A 16595-nucleotide genomic window follows, 5' to 3' on the forward strand; every position below is an offset into this window, starting at 1 on the left:
TCGCTCCGCCGTGTCCCATCTGCGTTCTTTGGGTTTACTTGAGCTTTAGAAGTGACTTACGCGACACCCGCTGCGGGCCGGCGGGCCTCCTCGTGCCACACTCGTCCCATGCGCGTGTACCTCGGATCCGACCATGCCGGCTTTGAGCTCAAGAACCACCTGGTGGACTGGCTCAAGAACAACGGCCACGAGCCCGTCGACTGTGGGCCCCACATCTACGACGCGGTGGACGACTACCCGCCGTTCTGCCTCCGCGCCGCGGAGAAGACCGCCGCCGACGCCGGCAGCCTCGGCATCGTGATCGGCGGCTCCGGCAACGGCGAGCAGATCGCCGCGAACAAGGTCAAGGGCGTCCGCGCCATCCTGGCCTGGAGCGTCCAGACCGCCCAGCTCGGCCGTGAGCACAACAACGCCAACGTCATCTCCGTCGGCGGCCGGATGCACACGCAGGACGAGGCCGTCAGCTTCATCGAGGCCTTCCTGGCGACCCCGTACTCCGACGAGGAGCGCCACACCCGCCGCATCGACATGCTCTCCGCGTACGAGACCACCGGCGAGCTCCCCCCGATCCCGGCCCACCACCCGCAGGGCTGATCCCGCCGCAGGCCGTGCCGCCCGAGGACGGGTGGCACGGCTCTTTCATTCCCCGAAGCCTTCTCCGAGGAGCACCGCCGTGCCCGAAGGGCATACGATCCACCGCCTCGCCGAGGACCACCTGACCCGCTTCGCCGGGTGGGAGGTCGCCGTCAGCAGCCCCCAGGGACGGTTCGCCGAGAGCGCGGCCCTGCTCGACGGCCGGATCCTCGACGGCGTCGACGCCCACGGCAAGCACCTCTTCCTCGGCTTCAAGGAGAGCGGGTGGATCCACATCCACCTCGGACTCTTCGGCAAGTACGCGATCGGCCCCGCGCCCGCCCCGCCACCCACCGACACCGTCCGGCTGCGCCTGGCCAACGACCACCACTTCTCCGACCTCCGCGGCCCCACCACCTGCGCGTGGATCACCGACGAGGAGAAGGACGCGATAAGCGACCGGCTCGGCCCGGACCCCCTGCGCCGAGGCGACGACCCCGACCGCGCCTGGGCCCGGATCTCCCGCTCCCGCACCACCGTCGCCGCCCTGCTCATGGACCAGAAGGTCGTCTCGGGCGTCGGCAACGTCTACCGCGCCGAGGTCCTCTTCCGGCACGGCATCGACCCGTACCGCCAGGGCAAGGACCTCACCCGCACCGAGTGGGACGCCCTGTGGGCCGACCTGGCCGCCCTGATGCGTGAGGGTGTGCGCAACAACCGCATCGACACCGTCCGCGACGAGCACCTGCCCGAGGCGATGGGCCGGCCGCCCCGCGTCGACGACCACGGCGGCGAGGTGTACGTCTACCGGCGGGCGAACATGCCCTGTCACATCTGCGGGGGCGAGATCCGCACCGCCGACCTCGCCGCCCGCAACCTCTTCTGGTGCCCCGGCTGCCAGTCCCGCTGACGCGGGACCGGCTCCGGTCCGGCTGACTCGGGACGGGAGCCGCTCCGGTCCCGCCGACGCTCGTCGGTCAGAAGCCGTGCGGCAGCCAGGGCGCCACGTCCCCGGCGAAGGCCCGCGAGGCCTCCGTCAGCGCGCCCGGGCGCAGCTCCCGCACCAGGCCGGCCGCGGCCAGCGAGGTGAGGGTGATCCCGCCCAGGTACGCCGACCCCAGCTCCCGCACCGACAGCTCCAGGTCCGCGGGCTCCGCGGTCCGGGCGCAGCGGGCCACGCCCTCGGCGTCCACGACCAGCCGCCACCGCCCCTCGTTCCAGGGGCAGAACGCGTCCTCGACCTCGATCACCACGTCCGCCGGAGCCCCGTACGTCCGCGCCTCCAGCGCCGCCGCCAGGTCCACCAGCCGCAGGTGGAGCGAGTCGCGCACGGTCGGCTTCGACCGTCGGACGTCACTCACCAGGTGCAGCAGCGGGTCGTCCACCGGGCGCTTGGCGGCCCGCACGGTCCACGTCAGGTCGATGGAGAACAGGTAGCGCCACAGGGCCGCCGTCGCCGCCGGGTCCAGCGCGTCGAGGGCCTCGACCTGGACCGTGCCGTCCGAACCCGACGGGGTCCAGTCCGGCTTGACCCGGTAACGGGCGTACCCGATCACCTCGCCGTCCGCCCGCTCGGCCACGACGCACTTCAGCGGGGAGGCCCCTCCCCGTTCCCCGGGCGGATCCGTGATCGTCATGCGCTCCCAGCCCGGCCGGCGGGCCGGCGCTCCCGGCCGCCGGGACACCAGTTCCGCGTACACCCGCTCGCAGTCGGGCAGCGACTTCTCCGGGTCGGCCAGTCGCAGTCGCACCTCGTCCGTCCCCGGCGGCACGGCGAGCCGGACGCGCGTCGTGTCGATCTCCAGGGACAGGGAGTAGGTCGCGGTGCCGTACCCGAAGCGCCCGTAGATCGCCGGATCCGAGGCCGTCAGCACGGCCAGCGGCTCACCGGCCGCCCGGAAGTCGTCCAACTGGCGCCGCATCAACGAGGTGAGGATTCCGCGTCGGCGGTGGGTCGGCGCGACTCCCACGAAGGTCACCGCGGCCGCCGGGACCAGCGCGGCACCCGGCACCGAGAGCCGGAAGCTGAAGGCCGATGCCGAGCCCACGCATGTCTCGCCGTCCCAGGTTCCGAGCGAACGCCCCGGTTCCGTCAGGGTCCGCAGCAGCTCCCGGCCCTCCGGGGGCTCGGCCACGCCGCCGAACGCCAGTTCCAGATGATCGAACCAGACATCCCACTCGTCCTGTTGCAAAACGCGCATCTCAAGAGCCATCAGACCATCCTCACCCAGGAGTTCCGTCGCAGTCGAAGGGTTTTCCGGCGTCGGCGCGACCCCGGTCCGGGGGTACCCCTGCGCATCCACAGCCAGGATGGATAAGGTCCCGAAGCAATGGCCGGAGCACGCGTGGAATCCCTCATGGCCCGGATGCGCATGCTGTCGCACCGGAGCCGCACAGCCCTGCGTAAATCAGCCGTCGACTACTTCCGCGGCGACGGCTCCGACTGGCTCGCCTTCGGCGGGCTGCTGCTCACCGTCCCCGCCATCGCCTGTGGCACGCTCATGCTGCCGGTCTGGTTCTCGCCGTCGGCGCTCGTCCTGCCGATCGTCGCCGGCGGCCTGCTGCTGCGCCCCGCCAGCCTCCTCGCCCTCTACGCCGCCTCCGCGGCCGCACTGATCGTCGAGGCCCTGGTACTCGGCCCGTACACCCAAGGTCCGGCCCGCGTCACCCCCGGCACCGTGCTGGTCGTCGCGGCCTGCGGATTCTTCGGCCTGGTCATCGCCCAGTTCCGCAGCCGCGTCGGCGTGCCCTGGCGGCGCGGCGGCACCATGCTCTTCGACCTGCGCGAACGCATCCGCGTGCAGAGCAAACTGCCCGCCCTGCCACGCGGCTGGCACCGCGAGATGGCCCTGCGCCCCGCCGGCGGCCAGTCCTTCTCCGGCGACTTCGTCGTCGCGGCCCGCACCAACGGCGGCCGGACCCTGGAGATCGTCCTGACCGACGTCTCCGGCAAGGGCATGGAGGCCGGCTCCCGGGCCCTGCTGCTGTCCGGCGCCTTCGGCGGGCTGCTCGGCGCGCTGCCCGCCCACGGCTTCCTGCCCGCCGCCAACGGCTACCTGCTCCGCCAGGACTGGGACGAGGGCTTCGCCACCTCCATCCACCTCGTCCTGGACCTGGAGACCGGCGACTACGAACTCCTTTCGGCCGGCCACCTCCCCGCCCTCCAACTCTCGGCGGGCACCGGCCGCTGGCAGGAGAAGTCCGGCGAGGGCCCCCTCCTCGGCGTCTACGACGGCGCCGAATTCACCCCCGCCCGCGGCAACCTGCGCCCCGGCGACGTCCTGATGCTCTTCACCGACGGCCTGGTCGAGACCTCCGACCGGGAGATCAGCGAGGGCATCGACCGGCTCACCGGCGAGGCCGACCGCTACGTCGCCTCCGGCTGGGACGGCGCGGCCTGGCACCTGATCGAGAAGGTCGCCAAGGACGTCAACGACGACCGCGCCCTGCTGCTCATCCGCCGCTCCGCCTGACCGCGAGGTGGGGTTTGCCCCACCACCGGTCCGCCGGACGGCGTCATGGCCACCGCCGCACCCTGATCCGTAGCGTCGCAGTCACGATCACGACGGCGGCGAAAGGCGGCACACCATGGGGCTCCGACGGAGCGAGCGGCGACACCGGCACACCTCGCGGGAGCCCGGTGAGCGGTACGACACCGCGGCCGCCGTGGAGCTGCGCGGCGTACGGCGGGCCTACGGACGCGGGGCCGCGGCCGTGCACGCGCTGCGCGGGATCGACCTCAGCCTGCCGCGCGGCAGCTTCACCGCCGTCATGGGACCCTCCGGCTCCGGCAAGTCCACCTTCCTGCAGTGCGCCGCCGGACTCGACCTCCCCACCGAGGGCTCCGTACGGCTCGGCGGCACCGAGATCACCGCGATGAACGAGGACGAGCTCACCGAACTCCGCCGCAGCCGCCTCGGTTTCGTCTTCCAGGCCTTCAACCTGCTGCCGTCCCTCACCGTCGAGCAGAACGTCCTGCTCCCGATGCGGCTCGCCGGCGGCCGTCGCGCGCACGAGGGCCGGGCCCGCGCCGCCGAGCTGCTCGCCCGCGTCGGTCTGGAGGGCAAGGGCGGCCGCCGGCCGGCCGAGCTGTCCGGCGGCCAACAGCAGCGCGTGGCCATCGCCCGGGCCCTCGTCACCCGGCCCGACGTGGTCTTCGCCGACGAGCCCACCGGCGCGCTCGACACCACCACCGCGGCGGAGGTCCTCGGGCTGCTCCGGGACTCCGTCGACGCCCTGCACGCCACCGTCGTCATGGTCACCCACGATCCGGCCGCCGCCGCCCACGCCGACCAGGTCCTCTTCCTCGCCGACGGCCTGATCGCGGACCGGCTGCCGCGCAGCTCCGCCGCGGCCGTCGCGGCCCGGATGGCCACGCTCGCCACCCAGGCCCGGGCGCCCACGGGAGCAGCCGCCTGATCCGCCGAGCCGCGACGGTCGCCGGCGCGCAGGGTCACCGCCTCCAGGGACCGACCCCCAGCCGCCCGGTGTTCCCGAGGTCGACGGGCCGGGTCAGGCGCAGGCCCAGCCGAGGCGCGCCCGGCTTGGGCGTCACCTCCAGCACCCAGCCCTCCACCGGCGGCACGGTCACATCGGTGATCCGGTCGCGCCACAGCAGCGCCATCGACGCGGTCTGCCCCGGCGCCAGCGTCACGCGCTCCGGCGGGGCATCCACGGCCGGCACCTCGGAGGTGATGGGCGCCGAGCCGTGCCCGACCGCCACCTCCAGCAGCCGGTCCTGCTTGTCGAGCAGCCGCACCTGCGGATAGCCCTCCAGCACGTACTCGTCCGTACCGCAGTTGACCAGCCGATAGCCCTCCAGCCGCAGCCCCATCACGGCGTCCCCGGACCCCTCGACGAGCCGGACCCCGCCCTCGGGGCACGGCTCCGGGGCCTGTTCCGGCGCGGTCGGACTCGCGGGCACAGCCGGAGTCGGGCTCCGCCTCGGCGCCCCGGTCGGACCCGGCGCGGCCTTCGGCGCCGGCGGCGTCTCACACCCCGCGGCTCCGGCCAACACCCCCGCGGCCACCGCACCCCCGACGACGCCCCGCACCCATCGCCTCGTCCGCCGCTTCGTGATCATCCGGTGAGCCTACGACGACACGCGGGCCAATCCCCGTGGATTGGCCCGCCCCCTCGGGTCGGGTCGCGCCTACCGTGCCCCCATGGACCGCACGCTCGCCGCCGACCTCGCCCGGCTCCCCGAACTCCTCGACGCCACCCGCGCCGCAGCCGCCGACGCGCTCGCCACGCTGGACGCGCGTCCCGTCGTACCGCCCGCACCGCCCGCACCGCCCGCACCGCCCGCCCGGCAGGCGCCCGCCCCCGAAGGCCTGCCGGAGCACGCCACCGGCACGGACGCCGCGCTCGACGCCTTCCGTGACCGCTGGGAGCCGCGGCTGTCGGCCTCCGCGGGACCGCGCTACCTCGGCTTCGTCACGGGAGGCGCCACCCCGGCCGCCCTCGCCGGCGACTGGCTCACCGCCGTCCACGACCAGAACTCCAACTCCGCCCTCGACGGCGGCGGCCAGGACCTCGAACGCGAGACCGTCGGCTGGCTGCGCGACCTCTTCGGCCTGAGCGCCGCCCACTGCGGCACCTTCGTCTCCGGCGCCACCATGTCCAACACCACCGGCCTCGCCATCGCCCGCGAATGGCTCGGCGAACGCCTCGGCGTCTCGCCCGCCGAGGACGGCGCGGCGGCGCTCGGACCGGTCCGCGTGCTCTCCGGAGCCCCGCACTCCTCGATCGGCAAGGCCCTCTCGGTCCTGGGCCTCGGCCGCAACGCCCTGGTCCGGGTGCCCACCTTGCCGGGCCGCGAGGCCGTCGACCCCGCCGCCCTGGAAAGGGCGCTGGCCGACACCCCCGGACCCGCCGTGGTCGTCGCCAACGCCGGCACCGTCAACACCGTCGACTTCGACGACCTCCGAGCCGTCCAAGCCCTGCGCGAGCGGCACGACTTCTGGCTGCACACCGATGCCGCGTTCGGCGCCTTCGCCGCCCTCTCCCCGCAGCACGCGCACCTCGTCGACGGCCTGGACGCCTCCGACTCCGTCTGCGTCGACCTGCACAAATGGCTCAACGTCCCCTACGACAGCGCCGTCCAGTTCACCCGCCGCCAAGATCTGCAGGCCCGTGTCTTCCAGAACTCCGCCGCCTACCTCGGCCCCCTCGGCGAGGACCCCGACCTCGTCCACCTCACCCCCGAGAACTCCCACCGGCTGCGGGCCCTCGCCGCCTGGTTCACGCTCCGCGCGTACGGCCGTCAGGGCCACAGGGAGATCGTCGAACGCGACATCGCCTGCGCCCGCGCCCTGGGCGCCGCCGTGGCCGAGGACCCCGCCCTCACCCTCCTCGCCCCGGTCCGCCTGAACGTCGTCTGCTTCACCCTCGCCGAGGCCCCCACCCCGGCACGCCTCACGGCCCTGCGCGAGGCGGTGGCCGGCGAGGTGTTCGTCACTCCCACCGTCCTTGAGGGAACCGCCGGCCTGCGGGCCGCGTTCTCCAACTGGCGTACCACACAGGCGGACGTACGCCGGGCAGCGGAGGCACTCGGCGCAGCGGCAAGGGAGATCGCATGACGGACAGCCCCCTGACTCTGATCGAGGTCGAGGCCCTGGCGCGCGACGCGCACGAGGGCCAGACCGACAAGGCCGGACGGCCGTACGCCGAACACCTCGCGGCCGTCGCCGAGGGCGTACGACTGCGCGGCGGCACCGCCGACCAGCAGGCGGCGGCCTGGCTCCACGACGCCATCGAGGACGAGGCCCTCAGCCTCACCTGGCTGGACGCGGCGGCCCTCCCGCAGACGGTGAAGGACATGGTCCTGGCGGTCACCAAGCGCCCGGGCGAGCCGGTCGAGCGGTACGCGGCGCGCATCCTGGCCACCCCGGGCGCCCTGCTGATCAAGGAGGCCGACCTCGCGCACAACGCGGACCCCGTACGGCTCTCCGCGCTCGACGCTCCCACGCGCGAGCGGCTGTCCGTAAAGTATGCGAATATCCGTTCCCTCCTCGGCCTCACCGCCCCGTGATCCGCGCCCCGCGCCCGAAATATTCCTGTTGCTCGTGGGGTTGGCGGAAACGGAACCACGGTGGTTCGTCACGGGGCGTATAGCCGAGGCCCGTTGGTGGGAGGATGGTCCATGTGGGGGTGTGCCTGGCCGTACGCCCCGGGCCGACCAGGGGACGACCGAAGGTGTGATCAGTAGTGGCCATTTCGCTGTCAGTGGTGGTTCTGTTGGCGGTCATCCTGGTGGTGCTGATCCGCGGCAACCACATCAAGACGGGCCCCGCGATCGTCGCGGCGCTCTTCGGCTTCTTCCTCGCGTCCAGCTCGATCGCGGACGACGTGAACCGCTTCCTGAACTCCCTCGCGACGATGATCGCGAACATCAAGCTCTGATCCACGGGCGGTCGACCCGGGGCGCCGTGGACCGCCGCCGGTACCTCGCCGCCGGGATCGGCAGCACCAGGAAGAACAGGGCGGCCCCGCCCGCCGTCACCGCCCCCACGGCCGCCGCGCCGCCCCCGAGGTCCTCCTCTCGGGCGACCACACGCGGATCGTCCGCCCGCTCGCCGTCGCGCAGCGACCGTAGGTGCTGGGCCGCCGGAAGCAGCACCAGTACCGACAGAGCGCCCAGCAGCAGCGCGAGCACCAGCGGTACGACCAGGGCCGTACGAGACCCCGAGCGGCGCCCGCCGTCGACGCCCACCGTCGTGGTGCCGTCCATGTACCCCACCCCCCGTTCACCGTCGAACAGGATGCGACGGGAAGCGACTTGGCGGCAGGTACCGACGCCGGCACACCCGCACCCGCCCCGACTTCCCGCCGTCGGCACGGAAGGCGCGGGTCGCGAAGCTCAACAGAAGCTCTGAGCAGGGCCGTAGGAGGGCCGCAGTCGCCGCCTCCGGGTGACCATGCGAGCAGGGGTCCGGAAGGGGGAGACGGTATGGCACGGATACACCGGCGGGCGGGGACGGGGAGCGGCGGGGAGGTGCTCGACGTGTACGCGTACGCCTACCTCGCCGGCGGCGAGCAACGCGTCGTGGAGAGCGCGATCATCGCGCTCGTCGAGCGTGGGACCCTGTCCCTGGGGGCCGGCCGGCTCCGCACCGTCGACGCGGAGCAGCCCCCGCATCCGGTCGAACGCGCGGTGATCGCCGCGTGCCCGCGCAGCAAGCGCGTCGAGGAGGTGTTCGAGGACCTCAGGCACCGCGAGGAAATCGACGCCCTCGTCCACCGGCTCGTCCACCTCGGCCTCGTACGCCACTGGCGCCGCCGACCCACCCGGGCGGGACGCCGGCAGCTGGCGGCCGCGGTATCGGAGGGAACCCTTCCCGCGTACGTGCTCGAAGGCACCGCAGCCCTCGCCCCGGGCCCCGTCCGAGCCGGACCGAGCGGCACCCACACCCTCCCCGACGGCCTCGGCCGCACGCTGCGCCGCATGGGCAAGGCCCTCGAAGACGACTCCGACAACACCTCGGGCGGCTACGGCGGCGGAGGGGACGGCGGCGGAGGCGGCGGGGACTGAGGGCCGCACCGAGGGCCTACGCAGGCCCCCACGAGGGGCAGGCGATGGCTACAGGTGATCCGGATCCGACGCCCACTCCGCCACGAGATCCGCGCACAGGATCCGCACCGTCGCCCCCGTGAGCCTCAGTTCGTGACTGCAGCCCACCTCGTGCGGCAGCACTTCGTCCAGCCGCACGCTGTTGTGGTCGGACAGCTCGACATCGCCGCCGTCGTCCGCCGTGATCTCGACGCGGCCGACCCCGCTGTACCGAATCGTGAGCACCTCGTCCTGGCCCCCTGACCAGGCAAAACGGATCTCGAACCGCTCCGGGGCGCCGTCGGCGGGCGGCAGGCCCAGAGGGCGGAGGTCCTTGACGCACCGCGCCGCCGAGAAGTCGTAGTGGTCGGGATCCGTGGCGAACGCACGCGCGCCGGGCGGGAGGGCCGGGGCGATCTCCGGCAACGCGGCGAGGTAGGCGCGGGGGCTGTGCCAGTACGTCCCCGGTCCCTGCTGTTCGACCACCACGTATTTCACGTTGCCTCTTCGGTCGACGGTTTGCGGTACTTGAGCGACGCGCCGACTGTACGTGCGGACGGCCGAACGTCGAGACGGGGGCTCCGATGGAACGAGTAGAGGCCGAGCTGTTCACCGACGGCGGCAACGACGCCGTGGTACGCCTCCCGGGACGCGACTTCGGGGGTTCTGATCCAGGGGGACACCCTGAGCATCCTCCGGACCCCACGCCGACCTGGACGAAAAGCTCCTGCGCTACACGGACGCGCTCGACGCCCACGGAATCCGTCGCCCCTTCTTCTGATCCCCGATCGCTCTCCGAGGCGCACCAAGGCGCCGGAGCACGGGAGTTGATGACGCGTACGGGTCACGGCACCGCCGGTTCCGCGCCGATCCACCACCGCGCCGGCGACGATCGGGGGCCGGCCGATCGCGGACGTGCCGAGCGGGCTCGCACAGAAGGGCCGAGAGGGGCCGCGCGGAGCCGACCGCCGCCCCGGGAACGACGAAGGGCCAGGTTGAGGAGATGCCCTCTGACCTGGCCCTTCGTACTTCTGAGCGGGTGACGGGAATCGAACCCGCGTAGCTAGTTTGGAAGACTAGTGCTCTACCATTGAGCTACACCCGCAATGCGCGCGCCGCAGGTCCTGGGACCTTGGCACGGACAGCATCCTAGCGGGTCGCTCCCGGTGGGTGCACACCACATTCGACGCCGTGGCGGACGTCCACCCGAAATACCTCGGGAAACCCCGCGCATCAGAGTGTCTCCGGGCATGTACCCTACGTGTCGCACCGACGGGGTGTGGCGCAGCTTGGTAGCGCGTCCGCTTTGGGAGCGGAAGGTCGTCGGTTCGAATCCGGCCACCCCGACCAGCAGCAGTGTTCTCCACAAGATCGCGTTGTGGGCTGATTGCCGCTTGCGGTTACTATGCAAGCTGCGTGCCCGTGTGTCTGATGTACCGGGCCGAAGTCCGCCGAACCGCTGAATCACAGCGTGACGGCAGAATCCCCAGCAGTCAGCCACAAGGAGACCGAACCGTGAAGAGCGCCGTGGAGACCCTGAACCCGACTCGGGTTCGGCTCACTGTTGAGGTGCCCTTCGAGGAGCTCAAGGACAGCCTCGACGCGGCGTACAAGAAGATCAACCAGCAGGTCACGGTGAAGGGCTTCCGCAAGGGCAAGATCCCGGCCCGCGTCATCGACCAGCGCTTCGGCCGCGGTGCGGTGCTGGAGGAGGCCGTCAACGACGCGCTCCCGAAGTTCTACACCGAGGCCGTCAACGAGGCCGACCTGAACCCGCTGGGCCAGCCGGACGTGGACATCACCGAGCTCAAGGACGGCGAGGTCCTCGCCTTCACCGCCGAGGTCGACGTCCGTCCCGAGATCGAGATCCCGGACTTCTCCGGCATCGAGGTCGAGGTCGACGCCATCGAGGTCTCCGACGAGGACGTCGAGAAGTCCGTCGAGCAGCTGCGCGGCCGCTTCGCGTCCACCCAGGACGTCGAGCGCGCCGCCGCCGAGGGTGACGTCGTCACCATCGACCTCGAGGCCAAGGTCGACGGCGAGGTGCTGCCCGACGGCGTCGCCTCCGACGTCTCCTACACCATCGGCTCGGGCGAGCTCCTTGAGGGCATCGACGAGGCCGTGACCGGCCTGGAGGCCGGCGGCGAGGCCACCTTCACCTCGCAGCTGAAGGGCGGCTCCGCCGAGGGCAAGGACGCCGAGGTCACCGTCAAGGTCACCAAGGTCTCCGCCAAGGAGCTCCCGGAGCTGGACGACGAGTTCGCGCAGATGGCGAGCGAGTTCGACACCCTTGAGGACCTCAAGGCGGACAGCCGCAAGCGCCTCGAGAACATGAAGCAGTACGACCAGGCCACGCAGGCCCAGGAGCGCGTCCTGGAGAAGCTGCTGGAGCTCGTCGAGGTCCCGATCCCCGAGAAGCTCCTCGCGGACGAGGTCCAGACCCGCAAGCACAACCTGGAGCACCACCAGCTCGGCCAGATGGGTCTGACCATCGAGAAGTACCTGGAGTTCCAGGGCAAGACGGTCGAGGAGTTCGACGCCGAGACCTCCGAGCAGGCCATCAAGGGCATCAAGACCCAGTTCGTCCTCGACGCGCTGGTCAACAAGGAGAAGCTGGGCGTCGACCAGGAGGAGCTCACCGAGCACCTCATGCGCCGTGCCGCCTCCTCCGGCATGTCCCCCGACCAGTTCGCCCAGGCCGTGGTCGAGGGTGGCCAGGTTCCGATGCTGGTCGGCGAGGTCGCCCGCGGCAAGGCCCTCGCGGTCGTCGTCGAGGCCGCCAAGGTCGTCGACACCAACGGTGAGGTCGTGGACCTGTCCGACGAGGACGAGGAGCAGGCCGCCGAGACGGTCGAGGCCGCCGTCGACGGCGACGACGAGGTCAAGGCCGACGAGGCCAAGTAACACCCCGGGCGAAGCCCGCTGAGCAGTGCCCCGAAGGGCCCGGACACCGTCGTGTCCGGGCCCTTCGGCACAGGCCCCGTAAGGCCCCCGGAGCTTGCGCTCCGAGCGAACAGTTCGGGAAGCGGGATGGCGTTGTCCTACCTGCGCGTTAGGGTCCATGAATACGAGGGCACGTGAGTACCCGGGCGCCGGCGGACCCGTCCGCTCCGGCCGGACCGGACCCCAGAACGAGACGCTGAGACGGCACATGGCCGTCGGAGACGAGCAGGTGGATACGTGACGAATCTGAAGCCTTACGCCGCGGGTGAGCCGTCCATCGGTGGCGGCCTCGGCGACCATGTCTACAACCGGCTGCTCGGCGAGCGCATCATCTTCCTCGGCCAGCAGGTCGACGACGACATCGCCAACAAGATCACCGCGCAGCTCCTCCTCCTGGCCGCCGAGCCGGAGAAGGACATCTACCTCTACATCAACAGCCCCGGTGGCTCCGTGACGGCCGGCATGGCCGTCTACGACACCATGCAGTACATCCCGAACGACGTCGTCACCATCGGTATGGGCATGGCGGCCTCGATGGGCCAGTTCCTGCTCACCGGTGGCGCCAAGGGCAAGCGCTTCGCCCTCCCGAACACCGACATCCTGATGCACCAGGGCTCCGCCGGCATCGGTGGCACCGCGTCGGACATCAAGATCCAGGCCCAGTACCTGCTGCGCACCAAGCAGCGGATGGCCGAGATCACCGCGTTCCACTCGGGCCAGACCGTCGAGGCGATCATCCGTGACGGTGACCGTGACCGCTGGTTCACCTCCGAGGAGGCCAAGGAGTACGGCCTCATCGACGAGATCATCTCGGCAGCGTCCAACGTTCCGGGCGGCGGCGGCACCGGGGCCTGATCCCGGGACCCACCGTCAGTACCCAGCAGCCGACAGCCCGCAGAACGCCACCAGGATGGTGAACACCCAGATGCAGAACAACTTCTCCGCGAGCGGCCTCTACACCGGCCCGCAGGTGGACAACCGCTACGTCATCCCGCGCTTCGTCGAGCGCACCTCGCAGGGCGTGCGCGAGTACGACCCGTACGCGAAGCTCTTCGAGGAGCGCGTGATCTTCCTCGGCGTGCAGATCGACGACGCGTCCGCCAACGACGTCATGGCGCAGCTGCTGTGCCTGGAGTCGATGGACCCGGACCGCGACATCTCCATCTACATCAACAGCCCCGGTGGCTCCTTCACCGCGCTGACGGCGATCTACGACACGATGCAGTTCGTGAAGCCGGACATCCAGACGGTCTGCATGGGCCAGGCGGCCTCCGCCGCCGCCGTCCTGCTGGCCGCCGGCACCCCCGGCAAGCGCATGGCCCTGCCGAACGCCCGTGTGCTGATCCACCAGCCCTCCGGTGGCACCGGCCGCGAGCAGCTCTCCGACCTGGAGATCGCGGCCAACGAGATCCTGCGCATGCGTGACCAGCTGGAGACCATGCTGGCCAAGCACTCGACGACGCCGATCGAGAAGATCCGCGACGACATCGAGCGCGACAAGATCCTCACGGCCGAAGATGCTCTCGCGTACGGGCTGATCGACCAGATCATCTCCACCCGCAAGAGCAGCAAGGCCTGATCCTTGCCACCAGTTGGCGTGAGCACGTCTCCGGACTCGGAGATGTGAACCACGTCAAGGGGGCCCCGCACGGGGCCCCCGGCAAGGTACCGTCGGATATGAGGCACCAGGAGCGCTGAACCAGGCGTCTCCCAGGCGAAGGGGAAGCACCTCGTGGCACGCATCGGTGACGGCGGCGACCTGCTCAAGTGCTCGTTCTGCGGAAAGAGCCAGAAGCAGGTGAAGAAGCTCATCGCAGGACCCGGTGTGTACATCTGCGACGAGTGCATCGACCTCTGCAACGAGATCATCGAAGAGGAACTCGCGGAGACCTCCGAGGTCCGGTGGGAGGAACTCCCCAAGCCCCGTGAGATCTACGAGTTCCTGGAGAGCTACGTCGTCGGCCAGGAGCCGGCGAAGAAGGCTCTCTCGGTAGCGGTCTACAACCACTACAAGCGGGTACAGGCCGGCGAGAACGGCGGCGCGCAGGGTCGGGACGACGCGATCGAGCTCGCCAAGTCCAACATCCTGCTGCTGGGCCCCACGGGCTCGGGCAAGACGCTGCTGGCGCAGACCCTCGCCCGCATGCTGAACGTCCCGTTCGCCATCGCCGACGCGACGGCGCTGACGGAGGCCGGGTACGTCGGCGAGGACGTCGAGAACATCCTGCTGAAGCTGATCCAGGCCGCCGACTACGACGTCAAGAAGGCCGAGACCGGGATCATCTACATCGACGAGATCGACAAGGTGGCCCGCAAGAGCGAGAACCCGTCGATCACGCGCGACGTGAGCGGCGAGGGCGTGCAGCAGGCCCTCCTGAAGATCCTGGAAGGCACGACGGCCTCGGTGCCGCCGCAGGGCGGTCGCAAGCACCCGCACCAGGAGTTCATCCAGATCGACACGACGAACGTGCTCTTCATCGTGGGCGGCGCCTTCGCCGGCCTGGAGAAGATCATCGAGTCGCGTGCGGGCGCCAAGGGCATCGGCTTCGGGGCGACGATCCGCTCGAAGCGCGAGATCGAGGCCAGCGACCAGTTCCAGGAGGTCATGCCGGAGGACCTGGTGAAGTTCGGGATGATCCCCGAGTTCATCGGCCGCCTCCCCGTGCTGACCTCCGTGCACAACCTGGACCGCGAGGCCCTGCTCCAGATCCTGATCGAGCCGCGCAACGCGCTGGTGAAGCAGTACCAGCGGCTGTTCGAACTCGACGGCGTGGAGTTGGACTTCGAGCGCGAGGCGCTGGAGGCCATCGCGGACCAGGCGATCCTCCGCCAGACGGGCGCGCGTGGTCTGCGCGCCATCATGGAAGAGGTCCTGATGTCGGTGATGTACGAGGTCCCGTCCCGCAAGGACGTGGCCCGCGTGGTCATCACCGCGGACGTGGTCCGCTCCAACGTCAACCCGACGCTGGTCCCCCGGATCGTCCCGAAGGACCAGGGCCCGCACGAGAAGTCGGCGTAGCCGCACTCGGCAGCGAGCATCACACAGAAGGGGCGCCCCGGTCGGGGCGCCCCTTCTGTGCATCCGGTCAAGGCGAAAGGGTCACGCCTTCATGCATATGGCGAACCGGTGGTTCCAGTTGCTGATGCCGGCGTTCTCGAGGTGCCTCATGCACCCAGGGTGGGGCGTGACCCACGGCTTGCCGAAGCTGGGCTGTTCGGCCGGGAAGCCGCAGGCGCCGGCGACCTTGGGTCCGACCCGGTAGCCCAGGGCCTTCGCCATCGCGTAGCAGTCGCTGCCCTGCGACGCCGATGCGGGCGCCGCAACGGCCATCGGCGTGATGACGACTGCTGCCGTCAGGAAGAGCGATGCGACAAGTCGCTTGGTCCGTACAGGTGCCACAGGAATCCCCGATTGAGTTGTTGATCAACAACGGTCGAGCGGCATTAGATCACATGATCAATTGGGGATCGTAATCGTTGTTTCCCAGGCAGCTGATGGCTCTTGACGATTGATCAGACCTTGGTGCGCGAGGTGCCGTAGAGCTTCGCGGCCAGCTTGGAGGTGTCTTCCAGGGTGCCCTGGCTGCCGCCGGTCAGGATCGTGGTCTGGTCCATGTGGTTGACCGCGACCAAAGTGGAGTGGTCGCTCCACGCGCAGGTCGGGATCACGAGGGAGTTGGGCTCTCCCGGCTTGGTGGTCTTCGTGGTGCTCGACTTGATCTCGACGCATTTCATGACGGCGCCCTTGAGCCCGTCCGGCGTGAACGCCTTGGGGGAGCCGACCTTTTCGAACTTCACGCCGAGCTTGTCGGTTTCCGGGTTGGGCGCGCCGACCGTGGCGAAGTAGGCATCGAGAGCCTTCTCGGGGTCGTCGATCTGGCCCCAGAAGCCGCTCGCCGTAATCTGCTTGGCCTTGCCGTTGACGCCGCTCACGTACTGCTGGCTCGCCTTGTACGGGTTCTTGATGCCGAGGGCCTCGGCCTTCGTCTTCTGCTCACCCGTCAGCGGGGTGTCCCCCTTCGCGGTGCCGACCGCGTCGGGGTTCTTCGCGTAACTCTCGACCGAGTCCGGGAAGGCCAGCTTGTAGCCCTTGGTGTCCGCGGCCACCGCGCCCGAGGCGTCGCCGCCCGCGCCGCCGCCCACGAGGTACCAGCCGCCGCCCGCGATCACCGCCACCGCGACGACCACGCCGATGATCAGGCCCGCCTTCGACTTCTTCGGCGGCTGGCCGCCGTACGGGGCCTGCTGCTGCGGGTAGCCGTACGCCGGGGTCGGGGGCTGCTGGGGGTAGCCCTGCGGGGGGACGCCCGGCTGCTGCGGGTAGCCGTAGCCCGGCTGCGGGGCCGGCTGCCCGTACGGGTTCGGCTGGGGGGCCGGCTGGCCGTACGGGCCCGGCGGCGGCGGGGGCTGCTGCCCGTACGGTCCCGGCTGCTGAGGCTGCTGTCCGTAGGGCCCTGGCTGGTTGTAGCTCATCCCGTGTCCCCCCATGAGGTTGCTCATCCGTTTCACACATCCTGACGGAAGCCGG

The 16595-nt window shown here is 70.7% G+C and carries 19 protein-coding genes and 2 tRNA genes; 14 read left to right on the forward strand and 7 right to left on the reverse strand.

Annotation, left to right across the window (positions count from 1 at the left end; translation table 11 throughout):
- Window positions 1–108: 108 nt before the first annotated feature.
- Together ACWG52_RS24530 and ACWG52_RS24535 are read left to right on the forward strand one after the other, a co-directional pair.
- Window positions 109–594 carry a ribose-5-phosphate isomerase gene (locus ACWG52_RS24530; RefSeq protein ID WP_030010996.1) on the forward strand — a complete coding sequence of 162 codons (486 nt, stop codon included), beginning with the start codon at window positions 109–111 and terminating at the stop codon, window positions 592–594.
- A 79-nt stretch (window positions 595–673) separates the two neighbouring features.
- Window positions 674–1483: an Fpg/Nei family DNA glycosylase gene (locus tag ACWG52_RS24535; RefSeq protein ID WP_390167203.1), complete on the forward strand. Its 810-nt coding sequence runs from the start codon at window positions 674–676 to the stop codon at window positions 1481–1483.
- A gap of 67 nt (window positions 1484–1550) precedes the next feature.
- On the opposite strand, the gene ACWG52_RS24540 is transcribed toward ACWG52_RS24535, so the two are convergent.
- Complete coding sequence (locus ACWG52_RS24540; RefSeq protein WP_389811685.1) at window positions 1551–2786, reverse strand: GNAT family N-acetyltransferase; 1236 nt, start codon at window positions 2784–2786, stop codon at window positions 1551–1553.
- Between the two features lie 117 nt (window positions 2787–2903).
- Between ACWG52_RS24540 and ACWG52_RS24545 the strand changes: the two genes are divergently transcribed.
- Together ACWG52_RS24545 and ACWG52_RS24550 are read left to right on the forward strand one after the other, a co-directional pair.
- Window positions 2904–4046, forward strand: a complete 1143-nt coding sequence (locus ACWG52_RS24545; protein ID WP_389811688.1) for a PP2C family protein-serine/threonine phosphatase — start codon at window positions 2904–2906, stop codon at window positions 4044–4046.
- Between the two features lie 115 nt (window positions 4047–4161).
- Window positions 4162–4992 carry an ABC transporter ATP-binding protein gene (locus ACWG52_RS24550; protein WP_389811690.1) on the forward strand — a complete coding sequence of 277 codons (831 nt, stop codon included), beginning with the start codon at window positions 4162–4164 and terminating at the stop codon, window positions 4990–4992.
- A 34-nt stretch (window positions 4993–5026) separates the two neighbouring features.
- Here the strand turns inward: ACWG52_RS24550 and ACWG52_RS24555 are convergent, their stop codons facing one another.
- Window positions 5027–5497: a DUF4232 domain-containing protein gene (locus ACWG52_RS24555; RefSeq protein WP_389811693.1), complete on the reverse strand. Its 471-nt coding sequence runs from the start codon at window positions 5495–5497 to the stop codon at window positions 5027–5029.
- A 241-nt stretch (window positions 5498–5738) separates the two neighbouring features.
- Between ACWG52_RS24555 and ACWG52_RS24560 the strand changes: the two genes are divergently transcribed.
- The 3 genes from ACWG52_RS24560 to ACWG52_RS24570 all read left to right on the forward strand — a co-directional run bounded on the left by ACWG52_RS24560 (window position 5739) and on the right by ACWG52_RS24570 (window position 7977).
- Entirely contained in the window at window positions 5739–7154 is a 1416-nt protein-coding gene (locus ACWG52_RS24560) for a pyridoxal phosphate-dependent decarboxylase family protein (protein ID WP_389811695.1), read from the forward strand.
- Window positions 7151–7606 carry an HD domain-containing protein gene (locus ACWG52_RS24565; RefSeq protein WP_389811697.1) on the forward strand — a complete coding sequence of 152 codons (456 nt, stop codon included), beginning with the start codon at window positions 7151–7153 and terminating at the stop codon, window positions 7604–7606. The genes ACWG52_RS24560 and ACWG52_RS24565 overlap by 4 nt, the downstream gene beginning before the upstream one ends.
- A 176-nt stretch (window positions 7607–7782) precedes the next feature.
- Window positions 7783–7977, forward strand: coding sequence for a membrane protein (locus ACWG52_RS24570; protein ID WP_030008564.1), 195 nt, complete (start codon window positions 7783–7785; stop codon window positions 7975–7977).
- On the opposite strand, the gene ACWG52_RS24575 is transcribed toward ACWG52_RS24570, so the two are convergent.
- Entirely contained in the window at window positions 7967–8305 is a 339-nt protein-coding gene (locus ACWG52_RS24575; RefSeq protein ID WP_389811700.1) for a hypothetical protein, read from the reverse strand. The genes ACWG52_RS24570 and ACWG52_RS24575 overlap by 11 nt on opposite strands.
- A gap of 219 nt (window positions 8306–8524) precedes the next feature.
- On the opposite strand from ACWG52_RS24575, the gene ACWG52_RS24580 reads away from it, so the two are divergent.
- On the forward strand, window positions 8525–9106 hold the full coding sequence (locus ACWG52_RS24580; RefSeq protein ID WP_389811703.1) for a TIGR04222 domain-containing membrane protein: 582 nt from the start codon (window positions 8525–8527) through the stop codon (window positions 9104–9106).
- A 48-nt stretch (window positions 9107–9154) separates the two neighbouring features.
- On the opposite strand, the gene ACWG52_RS24585 is transcribed toward ACWG52_RS24580, so the two are convergent.
- Complete coding sequence (locus tag ACWG52_RS24585) at window positions 9155–9622, reverse strand: hypothetical protein (RefSeq protein WP_389811706.1); 468 nt, start codon at window positions 9620–9622, stop codon at window positions 9155–9157.
- 86 nt (window positions 9623–9708) lie between these two features.
- Here ACWG52_RS24585 and ACWG52_RS24590 point away from each other — a divergent pair, with 86 nt between their 5' ends.
- Window positions 9709–10167 (forward strand): DUF6959 family protein, encoded by a 459-nt coding sequence (locus ACWG52_RS24590; RefSeq protein WP_389811708.1) that lies wholly within the window; start codon window positions 9709–9711, stop codon window positions 10165–10167.
- Here ACWG52_RS24590 and ACWG52_RS24595 read toward each other — a convergent pair.
- Window positions 10159–10229, reverse strand: a tRNA-Gly gene (locus ACWG52_RS24595). The genes ACWG52_RS24590 and ACWG52_RS24595 overlap by 9 nt on opposite strands.
- Window positions 10230–10397: 168 nt before the next feature.
- Here ACWG52_RS24595 and ACWG52_RS24600 point away from each other — a divergent pair.
- The 5 genes from ACWG52_RS24600 (at window position 10398) to clpX (ending at window position 15086) form a co-directional block, all read left to right on the forward strand.
- Window positions 10398–10474, forward strand: a tRNA-Pro gene (locus ACWG52_RS24600).
- 165 nt (window positions 10475–10639) lie between these two features.
- The gene (tig, locus tag ACWG52_RS24605) at window positions 10640–12028 is read left to right on the forward strand and encodes a trigger factor (RefSeq protein WP_375943923.1); all 1389 of its coding nucleotides are present in this window, start codon (window positions 10640–10642) and stop codon (window positions 12026–12028) included.
- A 276-nt stretch (window positions 12029–12304) separates the two neighbouring features.
- Window positions 12305–12922, forward strand: coding sequence for an ATP-dependent Clp protease proteolytic subunit (locus ACWG52_RS24610; protein WP_030649990.1), 618 nt, complete (start codon window positions 12305–12307; stop codon window positions 12920–12922).
- Between the two features lie 55 nt (window positions 12923–12977).
- A complete protein-coding gene (locus ACWG52_RS24615) occupies window positions 12978–13646 on the forward strand; it encodes an ATP-dependent Clp protease proteolytic subunit (RefSeq protein WP_033223992.1) in 669 nt (222 codons plus the stop codon).
- Between the two features lie 153 nt (window positions 13647–13799).
- Window positions 13800–15086, forward strand: coding sequence for an ATP-dependent Clp protease ATP-binding subunit ClpX (clpX, locus tag ACWG52_RS24620; protein WP_030026955.1), 1287 nt, complete (start codon window positions 13800–13802; stop codon window positions 15084–15086).
- 81 nt (window positions 15087–15167) lie between these two features.
- Here clpX and ACWG52_RS24625 read toward each other — a convergent pair whose 3' ends face one another.
- On the reverse strand, window positions 15168–15467 hold the full coding sequence (locus tag ACWG52_RS24625; RefSeq protein ID WP_389811714.1) for a hypothetical protein: 300 nt from the start codon (window positions 15465–15467) through the stop codon (window positions 15168–15170).
- A 113-nt stretch (window positions 15468–15580) separates the two neighbouring features.
- Window positions 15581–16567, reverse strand: a complete 987-nt coding sequence (locus ACWG52_RS24630; RefSeq protein WP_389811716.1) for a hypothetical protein — start codon at window positions 16565–16567, stop codon at window positions 15581–15583.
- Window positions 16568–16595: the final 28 nt, after the last annotated feature.

It is taken from the genome of Streptomyces sp. CLCI03, assembly GCF_053615355.1.

What these genes read in the sequence shown, in the direction of transcription:
- ACWG52_RS24615 (WP_033223992.1), top strand. Translation starts at nt 12,978, where the DNA reads ATGGTGAACACCCAGATGCAGAACAACTTCTCCGCGAGCGGCCTCTAC.
- ACWG52_RS24575 (WP_389811700.1), bottom strand. Translation starts at nt 8,305, where the DNA reads ATGGACGGCACCACGACGGTGGGCGTCGACGGCGGGCGCCGCTCGGGG.
- ACWG52_RS24540 (WP_389811685.1), bottom strand. Translation starts at nt 2,786, where the DNA reads ATGGCTCTTGAGATGCGCGTTTTGCAACAGGACGAGTGGGATGTCTGG.
- ACWG52_RS24560 (WP_389811695.1), top strand. Translation starts at nt 5,739, where the DNA reads ATGGACCGCACGCTCGCCGCCGACCTCGCCCGGCTCCCCGAACTCCTC.
- ACWG52_RS24630 (WP_389811716.1), bottom strand. Translation starts at nt 16,567, where the DNA reads ATGAGCAACCTCATGGGGGGACACGGGATGAGCTACAACCAGCCAGGG.
- ACWG52_RS24550 (WP_389811690.1), top strand. Translation starts at nt 4,162, where the DNA reads ATGGGGCTCCGACGGAGCGAGCGGCGACACCGGCACACCTCGCGGGAG.
- ACWG52_RS24590 (WP_389811708.1), top strand. Translation starts at nt 9,709, where the DNA reads ATGGAACGAGTAGAGGCCGAGCTGTTCACCGACGGCGGCAACGACGCC.
- ACWG52_RS24580 (WP_389811703.1), top strand. Translation starts at nt 8,525, where the DNA reads ATGGCACGGATACACCGGCGGGCGGGGACGGGGAGCGGCGGGGAGGTG.
- ACWG52_RS24565 (WP_389811697.1), top strand. Translation starts at nt 7,151, where the DNA reads ATGACGGACAGCCCCCTGACTCTGATCGAGGTCGAGGCCCTGGCGCGC.
- ACWG52_RS24530 (WP_030010996.1), top strand. Translation starts at nt 109, where the DNA reads ATGCGCGTGTACCTCGGATCCGACCATGCCGGCTTTGAGCTCAAGAAC.
- ACWG52_RS24545 (WP_389811688.1), top strand. Translation starts at nt 2,904, where the DNA reads ATGGCCGGAGCACGCGTGGAATCCCTCATGGCCCGGATGCGCATGCTG.